This is a genomic window from Streptomyces sp. CA-179760 (assembly GCF_050937045.1).
In the GTDB taxonomy this organism is placed as follows: domain Bacteria; phylum Actinomycetota; class Actinomycetes; order Streptomycetales; family Streptomycetaceae; genus Streptomyces.
The window spans coordinates 4,982,394-5,002,482 of the sequence record NZ_JBNJLZ010000001.1; the positions used below are offsets into that span (position 1 = coordinate 4,982,394).

The 20,089-nt window shown below is 73.9% G+C and carries 17 protein-coding genes and 2 pseudogenes; 12 read left to right on the forward strand and 7 right to left on the reverse strand.

Going from position 1 to position 20,089, the window contains the following annotated elements:
* Window positions 1-114 precede the first annotated feature (114 nt).
* Window positions 115-690 (reverse strand): TetR/AcrR family transcriptional regulator, encoded by a 576-nt coding sequence (locus tag ACQEV8_RS22505; protein ID WP_432962871.1) that lies wholly within the window; start codon window positions 688-690, stop codon window positions 115-117.
* Window positions 691-764: 74 nt separating this feature from the next.
* Between ACQEV8_RS22505 and ACQEV8_RS22510 the strand changes: the two genes are divergently transcribed.
* The 8 genes from ACQEV8_RS22510 to ACQEV8_RS22545 all read left to right on the forward strand — a co-directional run bounded on the left by ACQEV8_RS22510 (window position 765) and on the right by ACQEV8_RS22545 (window position 10,817).
* Window positions 765-2,564 carry an ABC transporter ATP-binding protein gene (locus ACQEV8_RS22510; protein WP_432962872.1) on the forward strand — a complete coding sequence of 600 codons (1,800 nt, stop codon included), beginning with the start codon at window positions 765-767 and terminating at the stop codon, window positions 2,562-2,564.
* Window positions 2,565-2,671: 107 nt separating this feature from the next.
* Window positions 2,672-4,567: a hypothetical protein gene (locus tag ACQEV8_RS22515; RefSeq protein WP_432962874.1), complete on the forward strand. Its 1,896-nt coding sequence runs from the start codon at window positions 2,672-2,674 to the stop codon at window positions 4,565-4,567.
* Window positions 4,568-4,739: 172 nt separating this feature from the next.
* The gene (locus ACQEV8_RS22520; protein WP_432962876.1) at window positions 4,740-6,203 is read left to right on the forward strand and encodes an MFS transporter; all 1,464 of its coding nucleotides are present in this window, start codon (window positions 4,740-4,742) and stop codon (window positions 6,201-6,203) included.
* Between the two features lie 107 nt (window positions 6,204-6,310).
* Window positions 6,311-6,895 (forward strand): tellurite resistance TerB family protein, encoded by a 585-nt coding sequence (locus ACQEV8_RS22525; protein WP_432962878.1) that lies wholly within the window; start codon window positions 6,311-6,313, stop codon window positions 6,893-6,895.
* Between the two features lie 307 nt (window positions 6,896-7,202).
* On the forward strand, window positions 7,203-8,750 hold the full coding sequence (locus ACQEV8_RS22530) for a penicillin-binding transpeptidase domain-containing protein (protein WP_432962880.1): 1,548 nt from the start codon (window positions 7,203-7,205) through the stop codon (window positions 8,748-8,750).
* Between the two features lie 29 nt (window positions 8,751-8,779).
* Complete coding sequence (gene bla / locus ACQEV8_RS22535; RefSeq protein ID WP_432972905.1) at window positions 8,780-9,730, forward strand: class A beta-lactamase; 951 nt, start codon at window positions 8,780-8,782, stop codon at window positions 9,728-9,730.
* Window positions 9,731-9,737: 7 nt separating this feature from the next.
* Window positions 9,738-10,112 (forward strand): DUF952 domain-containing protein, encoded by a 375-nt coding sequence (locus ACQEV8_RS22540; protein WP_432962882.1) that lies wholly within the window; start codon window positions 9,738-9,740, stop codon window positions 10,110-10,112.
* Between the two features lie 33 nt (window positions 10,113-10,145).
* Entirely contained in the window at window positions 10,146-10,817 is a 672-nt protein-coding gene (locus ACQEV8_RS22545; RefSeq protein WP_432962884.1) for a DUF4328 domain-containing protein, read from the forward strand.
* On the opposite strand, the gene ACQEV8_RS22550 is transcribed toward ACQEV8_RS22545, so the two are convergent.
* The 4 genes from ACQEV8_RS22550 to ACQEV8_RS22565 are packed head-to-tail and all read right to left on the reverse strand — an operon-like array spanning window position 10,811 to window position 12,849.
* Window positions 10,811-11,356, reverse strand: a complete 546-nt coding sequence (locus ACQEV8_RS22550; RefSeq protein ID WP_432962886.1) for a hypothetical protein — start codon at window positions 11,354-11,356, stop codon at window positions 10,811-10,813. The two genes, ACQEV8_RS22545 and ACQEV8_RS22550, sit on opposite strands and share 7 nt — an antisense overlap.
* On the reverse strand, window positions 11,340-11,831 hold the full coding sequence (locus tag ACQEV8_RS22555; protein ID WP_031113208.1) for an RNA polymerase sigma factor: 492 nt from the start codon (window positions 11,829-11,831) through the stop codon (window positions 11,340-11,342). Before ACQEV8_RS22555 ends, ACQEV8_RS22550 begins: the two co-directional genes overlap by 17 nt.
* Window positions 11,828-12,460: a class F sortase gene (locus ACQEV8_RS22560; RefSeq protein WP_432962889.1), complete on the reverse strand. Its 633-nt coding sequence runs from the start codon at window positions 12,458-12,460 to the stop codon at window positions 11,828-11,830. Before ACQEV8_RS22560 ends, ACQEV8_RS22555 begins: the two co-directional genes overlap by 4 nt.
* The gene (locus ACQEV8_RS22565; protein WP_432962891.1) at window positions 12,457-12,849 is read right to left on the reverse strand and encodes a sortase-dependent protein; all 393 of its coding nucleotides are present in this window, start codon (window positions 12,847-12,849) and stop codon (window positions 12,457-12,459) included. Before ACQEV8_RS22565 ends, ACQEV8_RS22560 begins: the two co-directional genes overlap by 4 nt.
* 192 nt (window positions 12,850-13,041) lie before the next feature.
* On the opposite strand from ACQEV8_RS22565, the pseudogene ACQEV8_RS22570 reads away from it, so the two are divergent.
* The 4 genes and pseudogenes from ACQEV8_RS22570 to ACQEV8_RS22585 all read left to right on the forward strand — a co-directional run bounded on the left by ACQEV8_RS22570 (window position 13,042) and on the right by ACQEV8_RS22585 (window position 18,236).
* Window positions 13,042-14,216: pseudogene (locus tag ACQEV8_RS22570) on the forward strand (NAD(P)/FAD-dependent oxidoreductase).
* Between the two features lie 108 nt (window positions 14,217-14,324).
* Window positions 14,325-15,671 (forward strand): hypothetical protein, encoded by a 1,347-nt coding sequence (locus tag ACQEV8_RS22575; protein WP_432962893.1) that lies wholly within the window; start codon window positions 14,325-14,327, stop codon window positions 15,669-15,671.
* 56 nt (window positions 15,672-15,727) lie between these two features.
* Window positions 15,728-16,980, forward strand: a pseudogene (locus ACQEV8_RS22580) (AAA family ATPase).
* Window positions 16,977-18,236, forward strand: coding sequence for a vWA domain-containing protein (locus ACQEV8_RS22585; protein ID WP_432962895.1), 1,260 nt, complete (start codon window positions 16,977-16,979; stop codon window positions 18,234-18,236). Before ACQEV8_RS22580 ends, ACQEV8_RS22585 begins: the two are co-directional and overlap by 4 nt.
* A gap of 3 nt (window positions 18,237-18,239) precedes the next feature.
* Here ACQEV8_RS22585 and ACQEV8_RS22590 read toward each other — a convergent pair whose 3' ends face one another.
* Entirely contained in the window at window positions 18,240-18,878 is a 639-nt protein-coding gene (locus ACQEV8_RS22590; protein WP_432962897.1) for a response regulator, read from the reverse strand.
* A complete protein-coding gene (locus ACQEV8_RS22595; protein ID WP_432962899.1) occupies window positions 18,875-20,089 on the reverse strand; it encodes a sensor histidine kinase in 1,215 nt (404 codons plus the stop codon). The genes ACQEV8_RS22590 and ACQEV8_RS22595 overlap by 4 nt, the downstream gene beginning before the upstream one ends.

Genomic DNA, 20,089 nt, shown 5'->3' on the forward strand with positions numbered 1-20,089 from the left:
ATCAGGTGTTCGAAATTACGAACGCAGTTCGGCAATTCGGCCAGACGGTAGAGCTGGGGGCCGTGTGCCGTCAATGACTCGGACGCGACGGAGGCATCCCCGACAGGGCCGGAGTTACGGGGCGATGGCCTTGCGCAGGGTGTGCAGGCACAGCGTCATGGCGGAGTGCTTCGAGGCGCCGGCGGTGCGGGTGTGCGCCCAGGCCGAGTACAGCAGGGACCAGACCAGGTTGCGGACCCACTCCTCGTCCAGCTCGGAGTCGATGCTGCCGTCCGTGTGCCCGCGCCGGACCGTCTGCAGGAAGTGCCGGTCGGCGGCGGTCTCCTCGTCCCAGCCGGACCAGGTCACCAGCTGCGGCGTCTCGAACATCAGCGTGAGGCCGTCGCCGAGTTCGAAGTACTCCTGGCAGAGCCGCTCCAGGGCCTTGGCGGCCGGGCCGTCGTCGAGCCGGGCCCGCCCGGTCGCCACCGCGACCTTCTCCAGGACGTCCGCACCGATGGCCGCGAGCAGGTCGGAGCGCTCGGGGAAGTAGCGGTGGACGGTCGTACGCCCCACCCCCGCCGCCGCGGCGACGTCGCCGAGCGACGCGGTCGAGTCGCCGGCCAGCAGGCCGACGGCGGCGTCGATGATGGCGCGCCGCGTGCGTGCCCGGGTTCCGCTCTCGGCCGCTCCGCTCCGCTCCTCAACCATGCGCATACGGTAGCGCGTCTTCCAGGATGAAAATCCCTTGACCGTAATGGAACACTGATGTTCCACTCGGCGGCATGACTGTTCCGGAAGGCACGTCTCGCAAGGTGTCCGTTCCCCGGCTGCGGATCCTCTGGTCGTTCGCCCGGCCGCACCGGCGCTCCCTGGCCCTGGCCCTCGTCCTCGCGCTGGTGGGGTCCGGGATGGGGCTGGCCACCCCGATGGTCACGAAGGGCGTGCTCGACGCGCTCGGCGGCTCGGACTCGCTGCGGGGGCCGCTGGTGGCCCTGCTCGTCCTGCTGGTGGTCGGCAGTGCCGTCATGTACTGGCAGTGGACGCTGCTCGGCGCGCTCGGGGAGCGGGTGGTGCTCCGGGCCCGTGAGTCGATGGTGCGGCGTTTCCTGCGGGCCACCGTCCCCGCCGTCACCCGGCGCGCGCCCGGCGAACTCGTCACCCGCGTCACCTCCGACACGGTCCTGCTGCACCAGGCCGCCACCGGCGCCCCGGTCGGCCTGATCAACGCCGTCGTCATGCTCCTCGGGACCCTGGTCCTCATGGGCGTCCTCGACCTGGTGCTGCTGGGCACGGTCGCGGCGGCGGTGGCGGTGGTCGCCGTCCTGTTCGGCGTCCTCATGCCCGGGATCGCGACCGCGCAGCAGCGCGCCCAGGACCACCTCGGACGGCTCGGCGGCAATCTCGAGGGCGCGCTGCGCGCGATCCGCACGGTGAAGGCCGGCCGGGCCGAGGAGCGCACGGCCGAGCGCATCGTGGCCGACGCGCGCGTCTCCGCCGAGCACGGCGTCCGCGCGAACCGCCGCGAGGCCCTGGCCTGGACGATCGCGCTGGCCGGCATCCAGCTGGCGATCATCCTGGTCCTGGGCGTGGGCGCCTGGCGGGTCGCCGAGGGGGACCTGGAGGTCTCCAGTCTCATCGCGTTCCTGCTCTACGCGTTCGGGCTGATGGACCCGATCAGCGAACTCAGCCAGAACATCACCACGCTCCAGTCGGGGATCGCTGCGGCGGAGCGGATCCGGGAGACGGACGACCTGGATTCGGAGGAGGGGGCGGTGCACGCCGTGCACAAGGGCCCGATACGGGAGGCGGTCGTACAGGACACCCCCGTACTCGAACTGAGGGACGTCACCGCGGCCTACGGCCCCGACGCGAAACCGGCGGTGCGCGGCGTCGATCTGGTCATCCCGCGACACGGGCACACCGCGATCGTCGGGCCCTCGGGCGCGGGCAAGACGACCCTGTTCTCCCTGGTGCTGCGCTTCCTGGAGCCGACCGGCGGCGAACTGCTGCTGGACGGCCGCCCCTACCGCGACCACAGCCACGACGCGATCCGGTCGCGGCTGGCGTACGTCGAACAGGACACCCCGGTCGTGCCTGGGACGATCCGCGACAACCTGTTGCTGTCCCGCCCCGACGCGACGGACGCGGAGCTGCGCCGGGTCCTGCGCGAGGTACGGCTGGCCGAGAAGGTCGACGCCCTGGACGAAGGACTCGACACGCCGCTGTCCGGCGCGGCCGTGTCGGGCGGCGAGCGGCAGCGCATCGCCCTGGCCCGGGCCCTGCTGCGCACACCGGACGTGCTGCTCCTGGACGAGGCGACGGCCCAGCTCGACGGGCTGACCGAGGCCGCCGTCCAGGAGTGCGTGCGCGCCCGCGCGGCCACGGGTGCCGTGGTCACGATCGCCCACCGGCTGTCGACCGTGATCGACGCGGACACCATCGTGGTGATGGAGGCGGGCCGGGTCCGTGCCCGGGGCAGCCACGGGGAGCTGCTCGCCACGGACACGCTGTACCGGGAGCTGGTGGAAGCCCTGCGTATCGCGGCCCCCGCCGACCGTCCGGAATCGACCATTCTCGGTTGACCGACAGTCCCAGGTTTGATCAGCTGTCCCACTGGTCTTGTTCGATTCTGATCGAGCATTTCATGGCTCCCAGGGGGGAGCTTGTGACGAGTTAGGGAGTGTTCTTGATGCATCGCGATCCCGCTGTGCCGCGCCACGCCGGATTACGGCGCGGCGCGGCCGCGTTGACCCTGCTGGCGTTGACCGGCGGAACGGCTCTGACGGGGGTTTCGGCCGCCGGTGCCGCCGTGCCCGCCGGGAAGACGTGCGCGCCGACGGAGGGTTTCTCCGGCTGCCGCCTGTTCGTCCCGACGCAGGGCGCGCGGGAGTTCAGGGTGCCGTCGGGTGTGACACAGCTGAACGTGCGGGTCTGGGGTGAGGGCGGTACCGGCAATCACACGGCGAGCGGCGGTGCGGGCGGCTTCGTCGGCGGCACCCTGAAGGTCACGCCCGGGGAGGCACTGAGCCTCGCCGTCGCCGGGCCGGGCTCCGGTGACGCCCTCGGCGGCAAGGCGGGCTCCCGCGGCGCCGAGCGGGGCGGCAACAGCAGCGCCATCCGTACGAGCGGCGGCTCGCCGCTGGTCGTCGCCGGCGGCGGGGGCGGCGGGGGCGGCGACGCGGCCCCCGCTCAGGCGGGTGTCGCCGGCGGCGAGTCGGGCCAGGACGCCTCCGAGCAGGGCCGCGGCGGCAAGGGCGCCACCGGTGCGAAGGGCGGCGCGGGCACCGGCAACGGCGTCGCGGGCGCGGACCAGGCCAAGGGCGGCGCCGGTGGTGCCGGCGGCGCGGGCAAGTACGGCGGTGGCGGCGGCGGTGCCGGCTACGCGGGCGGCGGTGGCGGCACGGGCGCCGAGACGAGCGGTCCCCCCGGCAAGGACGGCACCACCGGCAGCGGTGGCGGCGGCTCCAGCTACGCCGAGCCGGCCCGGGTGGACGACGCCCGTCTCGTCGTCGGCAAGGGCACCACGGCGCCGGAGAAGACCGACCCGTTCTGGGCCTCCTCCGACAACCCGGTCGAGCCGGGCGTGGCCATGGGCGGCGCCGACGCCCCCGGCGGCCCCGGCCGCATCGTCCTCCAGTGGCAGGCGTCCCCCACGGTCGACCGGCTGACGCAGGTGTCCGGCACCGGCCAGACGACCCAGCCGGGCCACGACGTCGACCCGCTGGCCGTGGCGGCCCGGGACAAGGACGGCAAGCCGGTCGCCGACGCCCCGGTGACCTTCACGATCGAGGACCCGGACGGCCTGAAGCCGCTCTTCTACCTCACCAGCGGCCCGGACGCCGACCAGACCGTCGTCTCGACCGACGCCCAGGGGCGTGCGCAGTCCCCCTATATCGGGCTCGGCACCAAGAAGGAGGGTGAGTTCACCGTCCGGGCGAAGACCCAGGGCGCGTCGACGGACTTCACCGTGCGGGTCAAGGAGTCGCCCTACGCCGTGAGCGTCGCCGGCGGCGACGAGCAGCAGGCCGAGCAGGGGCAGGACTTCGCCGAGGCCCTGCGCGCCATGGTGGTCAGGTCGGGCAAGGCGGCACCGGCCGGCACGGAGGTGGAGTTCCGGGTCGAGGACGGCAGCGCGGACGCTCCCCGCTTCGGCGGCGAGGACCAGGTCGTCCGCGTCAAGACCGACGCGGCGGGCAGGGCCGCCGCCCCGGACCTGACCGCAGGCCAGGGCACGGGCACGTACACCGTCGCCGCGTCGGTCGGTGACGCCATGACCCAGTTCGCGGTCGAGGTCGTCCCCGGCGACGGCCCGGACGAGCCCGGCCCCGGCGACGGATCCGGCTCGCCCTCCCCGAGCCCCACGACCGACCCGAGCCCCTCGCCCAGCGCGAGCGAGACCGGGACGACCGGCGGCAGCGGCACCACCACGGGTGGCGGCACCTCGACGAACCTCGACGGCGGCAGCCTCGCCTCCACCGGCGCGGGCGGCGTCGGCCTCCTCCTCGCGGCGGCCGCGGCCCTGGCCACGGTCGGCTTCGCGGCCTTCCGCCTCGCCCCGCGTCTGAGGCTCCGCTCCCGCGACTGAGCCTGACACCAGGCCGTCACGACTGCCCGCACCCGATCACGGGGTGCGGGCAGTCGCCGTTTCCACCGCGGAGTTGAGGGTTGCTGGACGCGGGCCGCGCACTGTGCCTCGGGAGGACGGCCAGGGCAGCGGGAAAAGTCTCCGGGGTTCCTTCAACGAAACGATGGAAGTCATGGATACCCGAGTCATCGAATCCGCCCCCGGGACCCGACGACGGTGGACGCTGGCGGCCGTGAGCGCGGCCCAGCTCCTCGTGGTCCTGGACGGGACCATCGTCAACATCGCACTGCCCTCCGCACAGAGCGCGCTCGGCATGTCCGACGGCAGCAGGCAGTGGGTGATCACCGCGTACGCGCTCGCCTTCGGCGGGCTGCTGCTGATCGGCGGCAGAGTCAGCGGCGCGCTCGGCCACCGGCGCGCGTTCGCCATCGGCCTGACCGGCTTCGCCGTCGCCTCCGCCCTCGGCGGGGCCGCCGGGAACCCGGAGACCCTCTTCGCGGCCCGGGCCTTACAGGGCGTCTTCGCCGCCGTGCTCGCGCCCGCGGGGCTGTCGCTGCTGTCCACGACCTTCACGGAGCCGGGCGAACGCGGCCGGGCGTTCGGCGTGTTCGCCGCCGTCGGTGCCGCCGGATCGGCGCTCGGGCTGATCGCGGGCGGGCTGCTGACCGAGTACGCCGGCTGGCGGTGGTGCCTGTACATCAACGTCCCGGTCGCGCTGTTGGCCGTGCTCGGTACGGCTCTCGTGCCGGCGGACCGCCCGGTCCGGGACGAGGGGCGGCTCGATGTAGCGGGCGCGCTGCTCAGCGCCGGGGGCTTCGCCGCCGTGGTGTACGCCTTCAACGAGGCCGAACCGTACGGCTGGGGTTCGGCGAAGGTGCTCACGCTGCTGGCCGCCGGAGTCCTGCTGCTGGCCGCGTTCGCCGTGGTCGAGTTCCGCGTCCCGCACCCGCTGCTGCCGATGCCCGTGCTGCTGCACCGCGCCCGCGCGGGAGCGCTCCTGTCGATCACCCTGATGTTCGTCGCGATGTTCGGCTTCTACCTGTTCATGAGCTACTACACCCAGACCGTCCTCGGCTATTCACCGGTCCAGGCGGGCCTGGTCCTGATCATCAACGCCCTGGCCGCCCTGCTCGGCTCCACCCTCATCGCCGGGCGGCTGCACGGACGCGTCCCGCCCGCGGCGCTCATCGTGCCCGGCCTGGTCGCCGCGGCCGCCGGAGTGCTGGTCCTGACCGGCCTGACAGCGCGGAGTACGGACGTCCTGCCGCTGTACCTGACCCCCGCCCTGATCCTCACCGGGCTCGGCCTCGGCTGCGTCCTGCCCCCGACGGCCGGGCTGGCCACCGCGGACGTACCACCGCGCGACATCGGAGCCGCGTCGGCCGCCTACAACGCCTCCCAGCAACTGGGAGCCGCACTCGGCACCGCGCTGCTCAACACCGTCGCGGCCAGTGCCACGGCGTCCTACGTGGCGGGAGCCGGGCGCACCAGTCCGGCCGAGGCATCCGTCCACGGCTACACCACGGCCCTCACCGTCGCCTTCGGCATCCTGGTGGCCGCCGCATGCGTCGCCGGACCGCTGATCGCGACCCGCGCCGCTCGGGAGAACAAGGAGAACAGAGAGAACAGGAGGTGAGAGAGGGAAGCGTTTTGCGGAACCTTTGCCCGGGGGCCGGGCGTTGACCCGGTGAGCGCGCGGGAGCGGGTTCGCGAGATGACTCCGACTAATACCGAGGTGACTCAATGGCAGTGTGGGACAAGCTCAAGGACCAGGCCAAGGCCTTCCAGCAGGGCCAGAGCGGGCACGGCACGTCCGGCGGGCACGGCACGTCCGGCGGCCACGGCGCGGCCGGCGGGCACGGCTCGGGTTCGCGGTCCGGCGGAGGCAGCAAGGCCCAGCTGGTCGGGCTGTTCAAGACACAGCTCGGGTCGCTGAAGAACGAGCTGAAGAGCGGTGCGTACCGGGACGCGAGCATGGCGATGTGTGCCCTGGTCGCGGCGGCCGACGGGCAGGTGGATCCCTCGGAGCGGCAGCAGGTCGAGTCGATGATCCTCAGCAATGACGTGCTGCAGAACTTCCCGCCGGAGCAGCTGCGCCAGCGCTTCAACAAGCATGTCGACCAGCTGACGATGAACTTCCAGCACGGCAAGACCGAGGCGATGCAGGAGATCGCCAAGGCCGCCAAGAAGCCCACCGAGGCCAGGGCCGTGATCCAGACCGGCATGGTCATCGCCGGGGCCGACGGCCACTTCTCCCAGGCCGAGGCGACGGTCCTGCGCGAGGCCTGCGCGGCGCTGGGGGTGTCTCCCGCAGAGTTCCAGCTCTGACCCCTGCGGCATGGGCGAACCGGCTCATCGGTACGGCGGCCTCCGGGCCGCCGTACCGATCAGGAACCGTCACCACATCCGGTACGGATCGACGTGGGACCGACCGAGGTCTTGGACAGGCCGCCCATACCGCTGCTGTTCTCGGCGCATGGACTCCTTTCCCGAAAACACCGAACATTCCGAAAAGACCAGACGCATCGGACACACCGGACGTACCGGCCGCGCCGGATACGCCGGATACTCCGGATTCAATCGGGATCGTGGACCGCGCCGGAACGCCGTACGGGCCGTCGCCGCGGGAGTGGTGGTGCTGGCCGTCGCCGGGGGCGGGGCGTACGCGGCCGGTCTCGGGCCCTTCGCACGGGACACCGGGCCGGACCCCGCCGCCCGGAAACAGGCCCGCGCGTTCCTCGCCGACTGGGCCGCAGGCCGGCTGCCGAGCGCCGCCGCCCGTACGACCAGCCCCGGTGCGGCACAACGCGTGCTGGACAGCTTCACCGCCGGACTGGAGATCACGAAGCCGGCGCTCGAGGCCAGGGCGGCGACCGAGGCGGAGGACGGCACGGTCACCGTCCCGTTCACCGCCCGGATGCCCGTCACCGGCCTGGGCACCTGGACCTACGAGTCGAAGCTGCCCCTGCGGCAGCGGAGCGACGGCACCTGGAAGGTGGACTGGGCGCTGTCCGTCGTCCACCCGCGCCTGAGCGGCACCGACAAATTCCGCCTCGAACGGGAGGAGACCGAGCCCCCCGAGGTCATCGACCGTCAGGGCACGGCCCTGTCCGGCGACGAACTCCCCTCCCTCGCGCCCCTCATGACCCGGCTCGGCACCCACGGCACGGAGACCGGCGCGCGCGGGGCGATCCACCTGGTCGACCGGGTCACCGGGGACGTCGAGCGCACGGAGGTCACCTTCGGCGCGCGGACGGTCCGGGACAAGGGCCCCGTCCGCACGACCCTGCACGCCGGCTGGCAGTCCGCCGCCGAGCAGGCCCTCGCCACCCACGCCGAGGGCAGGAGCGCCGCGCTCGTCGCCCTGCGCGTCGACGACGGCGAGATCCTGGCCGTGGCGAACTCCCCGGCCTCCGGCTTCAACCGCGCCCTCTCCGGCACCTACGCGCCCGGCTCCACCTGGAAGATCGTCACCAGCAGCGCCCTGCTGCTCAAGGACGCCGTCGAGCCGGACGACGTGGTCGACTGCCCCCAGTACGTCATGGTGGGGAAGCGGTTCCAGAACGTGGAACTCTCCCGGCACCCGGGCGCCACCTTCCGCAAGGACTTCACCGAGTCGTGCAACACCGCGTTCATCAGCCTGCGCGACCGGCTCTACGACGGGGAACTCGGGGATGTCGCCCGTAAGTACTTCGGCGTGGGCCAGGAATGGCACGTCGGGGCTCCCACGTACGACGGCTCGGTGCCGGCGCCGAAGGACGAGACCGAGAAGGCCGCCTCGATGATCGGGCAGGGCCGGGTGCAGGCCAATCCGCTGCTCATGGCGTCCGTGATCGCGACGGCCGTGTCCGGCACCTTCCACCAGCCCTCGCTCACCGACGGCAACGAGGACAGGACGACCACGACCCCGCTCCCCCGGGACGTCGTCACCGAGCTGCGCGCGCTGCTGCGGGCCACCGTCACCGGCGGCACCGCGAAGGTCCTCGCCGATCTGCCCGGCGAGATCGGCGCCAAGACCGGCACCGCCGAGGTCTCCGACGCACAGGACAACAACGGCTGGCTCGTCGCCCACCGCGGCAACGTCGCCGTGGCCTGCGTCGTGGAGGAGGGCGGCACCGGCGGCGGCTCCGCCGGGCCCGTCGTCCACAGCCTGCTGGCCGCCGCCTCCGAGGACCCCGAGTGAAGGAGACCCCCGTGAAAGTCGCACCCCGTATGTCCCCCGACGGGCCCCCTCCGGCGTCCCGCCGCGCCTTCCTGGCCGCCGCGGCCCTCCTCCCCCTGGCCGGCTGCGCCTCGGACGACGACCGGGACACCGGCCGGGCAGGCGGAACGCCCACGGCCGGACGGGCCGGCCCTCGCCCCTCCGCCCCGCCGGTCCACCGCCCCCGCTGGGCGGACCTGGAGCGCGAGTACGGCGCCCGCCTCGGCGTCTACGCCCTCGCCACCGGCACCGGCGCCACCGTGATCCACCGCGCCGACGAGCGCTTCGCCTTCTGCTCGACCTTCAAGGCACTGGCCGCGGCGGCGGTCCTGCACCACCGCTCCCTGAAGGGCCTGGACCGGCGCGTCACCTACACCCGGGCCGACCTCAAGTCCACGTCGCCGATCACCGGGAAGCACGTCGCGACCGGCATGACCCTCCGCCAACTCTGCGACGCCGCCGTGCGGTACAGCGACGGCACGGCCGGGAACCTGCTGCTGCGCGACCTCGGCGGCCCGGCGAGGCTCACCGCCTATCTGCGCGGACTCGGCGACGAGGTCAGCCGCATGGACCACTACGAGCCCGAACTGCACGACGTACGACCCGACGACCCCAGCGACACCACCACCCCCCGGGCGATCGCCACCGACTTCCGCGCGCTGCTCCTGGGCACCGCCCTGCCCGCCGGCGAACGCGCCCTGCTCACGGACTGGCTCTCGCGCAACGCCACCCCCGTCGGCGCCCGGCGCATCCGGGCCGGGCTTCCCAAGGGCTGGGAGGTGGCCGACAAGACCGGCACGGGCAACTACGGCAGGGCCAACGACATCGCCGTCGTCCGTCCGCCCCGCACCGAGCCGCTCGTCCTGGCCGTCATGACCGACCGGCCCGGTCACGCGGCCGAGCCCTCGGACGCCCTGATCGCCGAAGCCACCGCACGGACCGTGGGCGCCCTGGGGCTATAACGGGGCCATGATCTATCACGTCGTACCGCTCACCGTCTGGAACACCGCCCCCGGGCGGACGTACGCGCCCGACTCCCTCGCCGAGGAGGGCTTCGTGCACTGCTCCCCGGACGAGCCGACCACGCTGGCCGTCGTCAACGCCTTCTACCGGGACGCGCACAGGCCTCTGCTGGTGCTCGCCCTGGACGAGGCGCGCCTCACCGCGCGGGTGGAGTTGGAGGCGGCGGACCCGGCCCCGCCGCCCGGCGTCGCCGAAGACGTCCTGTTCCCCCACGTGTTCGGCCCCCTCGACCGGGACGCCGTCGACCACTTTCTCGAGGTGCGGTGGGACGAGGACGGCCGGGCGGCGGGACTGAGCCGGCGGGACCGAGTGGGGCCATGAAGCCCGGGTGATCCAGTGCGACAGGATGACCGGATGAACGAAATGGAATCTCCCGTCCCGGTCTCCGCCCCGCGCCCGATCCGGGGCGCGGCCCGCCTCGCCGTCGTCGCTCTCGCCCTCGCCGGAGTCGCCTGGGCGGCCCGGGCGGTCTGGCACGTCCGGCTCGCCATGGCGGGCGAGCCGGCGTCCGGCCCACCCGACCAGGGCAACGGCTTCCACCGTCCCCTGAACGCCCTGGAGAACTCCTACCACTTGGTCGACTCCGCGGGCGGCGCCGTCACAGCGGTCTGCGCGATCGTGTTCCTGCTCTGGCTGGACCGCGTACGGGACAACGCCCGCGCTCTCTCGGGCCAGGACGCCCGGTACCAGTACCTGTGGCTCTTCCTGGGCTGGATCGTGCCCGTGGTGAACCTGTGGATACCCCGGGGCATGGTCGCGGACGTCCACGGGTCGGTCTTCCCCGAACGGCGGCTGCCCGCCGTCGTGAACTGGTGGTGGGGCCTGTGGCTGGCGGCCCTGGCCTCCGGAGTCGGCCTGATCTACGCCGACTCCACCGACGAGGTCATCGTCCGCGCCTACCACGGCGTCTGGCCCCTGCTCGCCGCCGACCTGGTGATCGTCGCAGCGGCCGCGGCCGCCGCCCTCATGGTCCGCACCCTCACCGCGGCACAGCAGGAACGCATCGACGAGGTCGCGCGCTACTGACCCGTCTGTCCGTCCGACGGCAGGTCCCGCGCCGGGATCGGTGTGGCCGACGGGGTGCGGGACGCGGACGTCGGTTGGACGGTGCGGGAGTTGTCCGTGCCCGCGCCGGTCGTGCCGGGGGCCGGGGCGTCGGATGCGGAGGTCGGCACGGAAGACGGTGCGGAAGACCGCGCGGAGGGCGGGGCGCCGGTCGGTGCTGGAGACGGTGCCGAGGACGACGCGGAGGGGGAGGGGGACGACGGCGGGGTGGGACCGGGCGTCGTCGCGGGCGGCGGGGCCATCGGGACCGTCGGGGACGCGGGGCGGTCCGGGGCCGTGAAGCGCAGGGGGAGGGCGATGAGGGCCGCCACGGCGCAGCACACGCCGGCGCCGGCCGCGGTGCGCAGGAGGCGGCGGCGGGTCGCCCTGCGGCGGATCGTCTCGTACTGGCCGGGCGGTGCGCCCAGGTAGTCGGGGGAGGAGGGGCGCAGGATCACGGCGAGGGGGTCGTCGGGGCCCGGCTCCGGGTCGCCCGGGACGTCGTCAAGGCGTGTGGTCAAGGCTTCTCCTCAGGTGGACGCGGAGCAGTTCCCGGGCCGCGTGCAGGTCGGCCTTGACGGTTCCTTCCTTGCGTCCGGTCAGTGCGGACACCTCCCGGATCGGCATGTCAGCGTAGTAGTGGAGGAGGATCGGCACGCGGAGTCGCTCCGGGAGCGACTGGACGAGCAGCCGCACCGAGGGGTCGGCCTGCTCGGGGTGGGGCCGTACGGCGGCTTCCGAGGTGACGCGGTGCATGGCCCGGCGCTCGCGCTCCAGTTTGCGCCAGTGGTCCCGGACGAGGTTGGCCGCGGTGACGTAGAGGAAGCCGCGGGGCTCCTCCACGGACGTCCAGCGGGCCCAGAGCCGGGTGAACGCCTCCGAGGCGATCTCGTGGGCCGTACCGTCGTCGTCGACGAGCCGGCGGCACCAGCCGGCGAGGCGCGGGTAGAGGGCGGCGAACAGTTCGGACGCGGCCTTCTCACGGGATCGTTTCAACGCTCTCCAGAGCTGCCGGAGGTGGGGGACTCGGTTCCGCTCAGCGCGGCGAAGACGATCACGTTGTCCGCGTATCCGTCGCCGGTACGCGCTCCGCCACACGTGATCAGCCGCAGCTCCGGGCGGTCCACGTTCCCGTAGACGTCGTCCGCCGGGAATTCGGTTTTCGGGGTGGTCCGTACGGCCGTGACGGCGAACTCCGCCGTCGTGCCGTTCTCCAGGCGCGCCACGATCCTCTCGCCCCGGCGCAGCCGGCCGAGCCGGCGGAAGACGCCGTCGCCGTACGGCCCGACCGTGACATGACCGAGGATCACCGACGGCCCGGTCTGCCCCGGCGTCGGCGAGTGCCGGTACCAGCCCGCCCGGTCGTCCGCCGTGACCGGCGGTACCTCCACCGTGCCGTCCGGTGCCAGGCCCAGCCGGATGACCGGCGTGTCGACGCCGATGGCCGGGACGAGCAGCCGGACGGGAACCGAACGGTCAAGGGGACGGGCCCCCTTGACCGGCACCGCCCGGGGCCTCGGCCGTCGTCCGGTGGTGGTGCCGTGGCTTCCGCACGCCGTCAGCAGGGCCGTCGGCAGCGACGCCAGTGCCGCGGTCGTGAACGCGCGCCTGGAGAACGCGGTCATGCCCCGGTCGCCCGGCGGCGGCGTACGACGAAGACCGCTGTGCCGCCCAGCGCGAACGCCGCGGCGGCGCCCGCGCCGATCGCCGTGCCGTCGCTCCCGGAGGACGAGGACCCGGGCGTCACACCGGTGTCGGGGGCGCCGCCCGGCCGGACGGAGACCTGGTCCTCGGCCGGTGCCCGGGTCGGTTCGGGCTTCGGGGCGGTGGGGGTGCTGTCCGTATCGGCCGGGGCCCGGGTCGGTTCGGCACTGGCTTCCGGCTGGGGGGTCGTGGCCGGGGTGGCCGAGGGGACCGGGCTCGGGGAATTGCCCCCGTCGGCGAACGCGGGCCCGGTGCCCAGCAGTACGGCGGTGCCCGCGAGGGCCAGGGCGCTCAGGACGGTTCGGCGCATGGAATCGCTCTCCTTCGTCGGTCCCGCCCGATGGTCGGTCGGCGGGGTGGGTGACGGGTCGTGCGGAGAGACGAGGCAGGCCCGGGACAGGTTGTAAAGAGATGGCAAAGTCCGGTGGGAGTGTGCGAGCGCTGGTGGTTGACCTCGCAGGTGCCTCGTAGTGGACTGGCAGAACCGTGAAGGGATGGCCCGTTGACCTCCTCTCCCGTCCTCCCCACCGTCCCCCGCACCGCCGACGTCGTGATCATCGGCGGCGGTGTGATGGGCACGAGCATCGCCTTCCACCTGGCCGAGGCCGGGGTGCGGAACATCGTCGTCGTGGAACGCGGCGAACTGGGAAGCGGCAGCTCCGGCAAGCCGATCGGCGGTGTACGGGCGCACTTCTCCGACCCGCTCAACATCGAACTGGGCGACCGGAGTCTGCGCGCCTTCCGGGACTTCCCGGACCGCCCCGGCGCCGACATCCGCCTCGACACCGTCGGCTACCTCTTCCTGCTCACCACCGAGCGCCAGGCCGCCGGCTTCGAGGCCGCCGTCCGGCTGCAGAACTCCCTCGGCGTCCCCAGCCGCATGACCGGCCCGGCCGAAGCCCGCCGCCTCTGCCCCTACGTCAGCACCGAAGGCCTGCTGGCCGCCGCCCATTCACCCGCCGACGGCCACGCCCGGCCCGCCCTGGTCGTCCAGGGCTACGCGCGTGCGGCGGCCCGGGCCGGGGCCGTCCTCGCGACCCGCACCACCGTCACCGGCCTCGACACCCGAGGCGACCGGGTCACGGCCGTCCACACCGACCGCGGCCGGATCGACTGCGCCACGGTCGTCTGCGCGGCCGGAGCCTGGTCGGCCCGGATCGGCGACCTGGCCGGCGTCCCCCTCCCCGTCCGGCCGGTCCGCCGCCAACTGGCCTTCACCGTCCCGCTCACACCCCCGCCCCGCGCATCCCCTTCACGATCGACTTCTCGTCCTCGGCCTACTTCCACAACAGCGACGACGGCCTCCTCCTCGGCCTGGCCGACCCCGCCGAGCCGGACGGCTTCGACACCACCTGGACCCCCGGGTGGCTGGAGCTCTTCCGCGACGTCGTACGCCATCGCGCCCCCGACCTCGCCGCCATGCAGACGGCGGGCGGCTGGGCCGGGCTCTACGAGGTCACCCCCGACCACAACGCCCTCATCGGCCGCTCCCGCGAGATCGTCAACTTCCTCTACGCCACCGGCTTCTCCGGCCACGGCTTCCTCCAGGCCCCGGCGGTGGGGGAGATCGTGCGCGACCTCTACCTGGACCGGCCCCCCTGCGTCGACGTAGGTCCCCTCACCGCCGACCGCTTCCGGGCGGGGTCGGGGATCCGGCCCGAGTCGCATGTCGTCTGAGCCACCGGATATTCGGCTGCGCGAGGGCGCGGGGGCCGTTAGCATCGCCGCGATGACGACCTCCTCCCTTGACAGAATGGGGGTCCCGTCCGCGCCAGGTGAGTGCTGATGCTCACCCACACCGCGAACGGGGACACCCCGACTTCCTTCTGGCCGCGCGTGCGCGAGTTCGCCGTGCCGCCCTCCATGATCGAGACCGCGACCGCGCGCCGCCGGGCCGGCGACTGGGCCGGTGCGTGTGCGGCCGCCGGCGTCGACGTCGACCTCCAGCCACGTGCCGTGGCCCGGGCCCACGGCCGCGAACTCGCCGCCCTGCTCCGGGCCGACCTGCGTCACCTGGCTCCCGACCTGCTGCGCTGGCACCTGCCGAGGATCGCCCCCGACGGGCTGCTGCGGCCGGGGCTGACGATCGGCCTGGCCCGGTACGACACCACGGGCACCGCACCGCTGCACCTCGTGGCGCGGACACCACCGGCCTGGGCCGACGCCGGTCAGCGGCTCAGCCTCGCCCTGTGGGACGCCTCCGACGCGACCGGCCGGCGCCATCCGCATCCCCGCCATCCGCATCCCCGCCCCAGCAGACGGTTCCGTCTCGACCTGCACCGGCATCTGTGGGATGCGCGCCGGGTGGGGGAGCTGCGGGTGCGGGCCGGGGCGGATCTTCCCGCCACGGACGGCCGTTCGGCGTCCGGGCCGCCGCCGTACGGCCATCGCTGTGCCGTCGACCGGTGGGCGGCCGAGGCGCAGATCCTGCTGCGTGCCGAGGGCCGGTCGACCGGCAGGATCGGTGTCCGCCTCGGGGCGCGCGACCGTCTGGTCCTGGACGTGTCCGACGGCACCCCGGTGGTGACGTCGCACGCCCCCGACCCCGCGCTGCCCGTCCTGCCCGACGCGGCGACCTGGGTGCTGCCCGACCTGGAGCTGCTCCGGACCGGGGCGATCGATCCCGGGAGGCTGCATCCGCTGGTCGCCCAGGCACTGGGGGTGGAGCGGACGGGCACCTGGCGGGCACCGGAACGGGCGGGTGACCCACGGCTGGTGGACTGCCGGGGAGCCCGCCACACCATCGGCCTGGTCGACGGCGCCCTGGCCGCGCTGGACCACGAGCCGGACGAGATCCGGCGCGAGGGACTGCTGGCCGCCCTGGGCGGGCCACCCCTGCCCTGTCTCCAGGCGATCGACCGGGCACACCGCCGCCCCGACTGCCTCACCGGCGTGCGGGAACGCCTCCGGCACGGCGATGTCACCGGGGCGCTGGCCGCCGTGGAGAGTCTGCTGGGCCCCGAGGCGGTGCTGCGCGACGGCCCGCTGCGGGACGCGCTGGAGACGGCCGCGCGGCGGCGGATCGCCCACGGTCTGTTCCGGGCGGGCCTGGAGGGGCCCTCGCCCGGCAGCCTGCGCCCCTGGGACCTTCGCCGCTCCCGGGGCCGGGGCCCGCACCCCCGCCACATGTGACCCAGAGCCCTTCTGTCCCGCGCTTCCACTCCTCCCAGACCCACAGGTGATCACACATGCCCACACGCAGCACGCCCCTGGACGGCACCACCGCCCGGCTCGACATCGCCGCCGACCTGCTGACCCTCCTGCGCGACACCACCACCGAGCCCCGCCCCGACACCCAACTGGAAGCCCTCACCCTGGCCGTGGCCGCGGACCTGCCCGTGCTGCTGTGGGGAGAGCCGGGCATCGGCAAGACGGCCGCCCTGAACCAGCTCGCCGATGCCCTGGACCTGCCGCTGACCACGGTGATCGCCAGCGTGCACGAGCCGTCCGACTTCTCGGGGCTGCCGATCGTCGGCGACGACCCCGCCGAACAGGGTGTGCCCCTGGCCCCGCCGGACTGGGCGGTGCGCCTGGTGCGGGCCGGCCGGGGACTGCTGTTCCTCGACGAACTCTCCACCGCGCCGCCCGCCGTCCAGGCCGCCCTGCTCCGGCTCGTGCTGGAGCGGCGGATCGGCGCGCTGCGGCTGCCGCCCGGCGTGCGGATCGTGGCCGCCGCCAACCCGCGTTCCTCGGCCGCCGACGGCTGGGAGCTGAGCCCGCCGCTCGCCAACCGCTTCGTCCACCTCCAGTGGGCGCACGACACCGACGTCGTCGTCCGGGGCCTCGGCGGCACCTGGCCCCGGGCGACCCTGCCCCGGCTCGACCCCGGGAAGCTGCCGGACGCCGTGGCCTTCGCCCGCCGTGCCGTGTGCGAGCTGCTCACCGCACGCCCCGCCCTCGTGCACCGGCTGCCCAGCGGAGAGACCCGGCGGGGCGGGGCCTGGCCGTCGCCCCGCAGCTGGGAGATGACGCTGCACCTGATCGCCTTCGCCACCGCGGCCGGCTCCTCCCGCGATGTGCTCTCCCTGCTGGTCCGGGGCACCGTCGGGGACGGTCCGGGCCTCGAACTGCTGGCGAGCCTGGACCGGATGGACCTCCCGGACCGGAGACCCTGCTGGCCGATCCTGCCGGGGCGGTCCTGCCCGAGCGGGGCGATCTGCGCCAGGCCGCGCTGGACGCCGTCGTCGCCGCGGTCCGCGGTCGCCCGGAGCGGTCCCGCTGGGACGCGGCGTGGGCCCTGCTGGTCAAAGCGGTGGAGAGCGGGCCCCCGGACGTCGTGGTCGTCCCCGCGACCACGCTCGCCGCGCTGCGCCGGGAGGACTGGGACGTACCGGCGGCGATCGAGCGCCTCGCCGGGGTCGTGTCCCTGTCGGGGCGGGCGGACCGCGCGGCGGCCCGGACGGCGGCCGCGGCAGGGGCCGTGGCGAAGGCGGGCCGATGACGGCCACGGAGACGGGATCTCTCGACCGGGGCAAGCTCTTCGCCGCCCGCCTGCACGCCGCCCGGGTCCGCCCCTACCTCGCGACGGCCCTGTTCGCCCTGCATGTCGTGGAGTCGCGCCGGGTGCCGACGATGGGCGTCGACCGGCACTGGCGGTGCTACGTCTCACCGGTGTTCGTGGACCGTACGCCCGTCGAGGAACTGGCCGGAGTATGGGTGCACGAGGTGTCGCACCTGCTGCGCGACCACCACGGCCGCAGCGACCGGGTCGCCCGGGAACGGGGGCTGAGCGGCCCCGGGGAGCGGCTGCGGATGAACATCGCCGCGGACTTCGAGATCAACGACGACGTCTACGGCGACGGCCTGGCCCGCCCCGAGGGAGTCGTCGAGCCGGGTGATCTGGGACTGGCGGAGGGCGAGTTGATGGAGGAGTACCTCCGGCAGTTCAGCATCGGCCCACGCATGCAGGACCTGGCCTGGCTGGACTGCGGCAGCGGCGCCGACGGACTGGGCCGGGAGTGGGAGTTCGGCCCGGACGGCGCGCACGGCCTGAGCGAACAGGAACGGGACGCCGTCCGCTTCCGGGTGGCGCAGGGCATCACCGGCCGCCCCGGCAACGCCCCGCAGGGCTGGCGGCGGTGGGCCGAGGACGCTTTCCACCCGCCCCAGCCCTGGCGGGAGCTGCTGGGCGCGGCGGTCCGCTCGGCCGCGTCCGGCCCCGGCGCTGGCGAGGACTACACCTACGGCCGGCCCGCCCGGCGCTCGACCGCGATTCCCGGCATCGTCCTGCCGAGCCTCCGCCGCCGCCCGCCCCGGGTATCGGTCGTCATCGACACGTCCGGCTCGGTCAGCGACGCCGAACTCGGCAGCGCGCTCCTGGAGGTCGCCGAGATCGCCCGGGCCGTGGGCGGACGCCGTGACCTCGTCACCGTCGTCCCCTGCGACGCCTCGGCCGGTCTCGCCCACCGCCTCTGCCACGCCGAGGGCATCCCCCTGACGGGCGGCGGCGGCACGGACCTCCGTGCCGGCTTCACCCGAGCCCTGCACTCCCGCCCGGCCCCGGACGTCATCGTGGCCCTCACCGACGGCCAGACGCCCTGGCCCGTCACCCGGCCTCCGTGCCGCACGGTGGTGGGCCTCTTCCCCCGCCGCCAGGCGGACCAGCCCTACGACGACCACCACGACGACGAGTCCGACCCCGAGTACGTCCCGGACTCGCCGCCGGACTGGGCCCGGGTCGTGGACATCGGGTCGTGACGGTCAGGGCCGCCGCAGCAGCCCCCGTTCCATCGCCACCACCACCGCCCGCGTGCGGTCGTTGACGTCGAGTTTGGCGAACAGCCGCAACAGGTGCGTCTTCACCGTGGCCTCGGCGATGACGAGACGGCGGCCGATCTCGGCGTTGGTGAGGCCGTCCGCGACCGCGTTCAGGACGTCCGCCTCACGGGCCGTGAGCGGGATCTGGGCGGGCTGGCGCATACGGGCGACGAGGCGTTCGGCGACGCGGGGCGCCAGCACGGTCTCGCCGCGCGCCGCCGCGCGGATGGCGTCGGCCAGCTGCTCACGGGTGGTGTCCTTGAGGAGGTAGCCGATGGCCCCGGCCTCCACCGCGCGCTCGATCTCCGCGTCCGTGTCGTACGTCGTGAGGATCAGCACGCGGGTGCGGGGGAAGCGCGAGACGATCTCGGTGGTCGTGGCCACTCCGTCCAGTACGGGCATGCGCAGGTCGACCAGGGCGACGTCCGGGGCGTGGCGCTCGACAAGTCCGAGGGCCGTACGGCCCTCGCCCGCCTCGCCGACGATCTCGATTCCGGACTCGGAGGCGAGCAGGGCCACCACCCCCGCCCGCATGACGGTGTGGTCGTCGACCACGATGATCCGCAGCGGTTCGTCGGTCATGCGGAGGCCTCTTTCACTCCGGCCGTCAGGGGGAGCAGTGCCAGCACCCGCGTGCCGTCCCCCAGCGAACTCGTCACCGTCAGCCTCCCGCCCAGCTCCGCGAGCCGTTTGCGCATGCCGTCCAGGCCGAAGCCCGACGACTCCGCCACCACGAACCCGGTCCCGTCATCGGTGATCTCGAGCTCCACGCCGTCCGGCTGCCGGACCAGGACCACGCCGACCGTGGAGGCCCGGGCGTGCTTGCGTACGTTGGCCAACGACTCCTGGGTGCAGCGCAGCAGGGCGATCCGGGTCTGCTGGTCGCACTCCAGGTCCTCCAGTTCGGCGTCCACGGTGAGGCCGGTGTCCTCGGCGAAGCGGTCCAGGGTGCGGCGCAGGGTCTGGGCCACCGATCCCGCCGCCGCCTGGCCGGGACGCTGGGGCGAGCCGACCAGCTCCCGCGCCTCGGCGAGGTTCTCCCGGGCGGTGGACTCGATCGACCGCAACTGCTGGGCGCTGCGGGCCGGTTCGGAGTCGATCCCGGCCCGGGCCGCCTCGGCGAGCACGATGATCGAGGCGAAGCCCTGGGCGAGGGTGTCGTGGATCTCCCGTGCCAGCCGCTCCCGCTCGTCCGCCGCGCCCTGCCGCTGGTGCGCCTCGGCCAACCGGGCCTGGGTCTCCTCCAGTTCGGTGATGAGCCGGGCCCGCTCGGCGCTCTGCCCGACCACCGAGTGCGCCCACAGCCCGATCAGCACTCCCACGCCGACGACGAGCACCGTGGAGACGAGCGTCTCGGTGAAGAACTCCACCGTCCAGCCGTCCTGCCGCAGCACGCTCGCGGCCAGGGTCGCGGCCGTGGCGAGCCCCAGGAACACCACCGACGCCCTCGGCGTCCGCCCGAACAGCCAGTAGTGCGGCAGCGTCACCATGAACAGCCCCGCGTAGTTGCCCCGCAGATACGCCAGCCCGCCCAGCGCGACCACCAGCACCGACAGATACCCGTGCGGACGAATGACGGGGTTGGCCGGGAAGCGGTAGAGGACCGCGTAGGACACCACCACCGCGCCCAGCAGGGCCAGGGCGACGTACTTGCTCCCGCCGGGCCGGTCGATGGCGGCGAGACCGACGGCCATCACGGCGAACAGCAGCCAGCACACCGCGTTCCAGCGGCGCAGCGACGTGGTCCAGAAGGCGTCGGCGGTGCCGGCCGTGGAGCCGGCGGATGCGGTCAT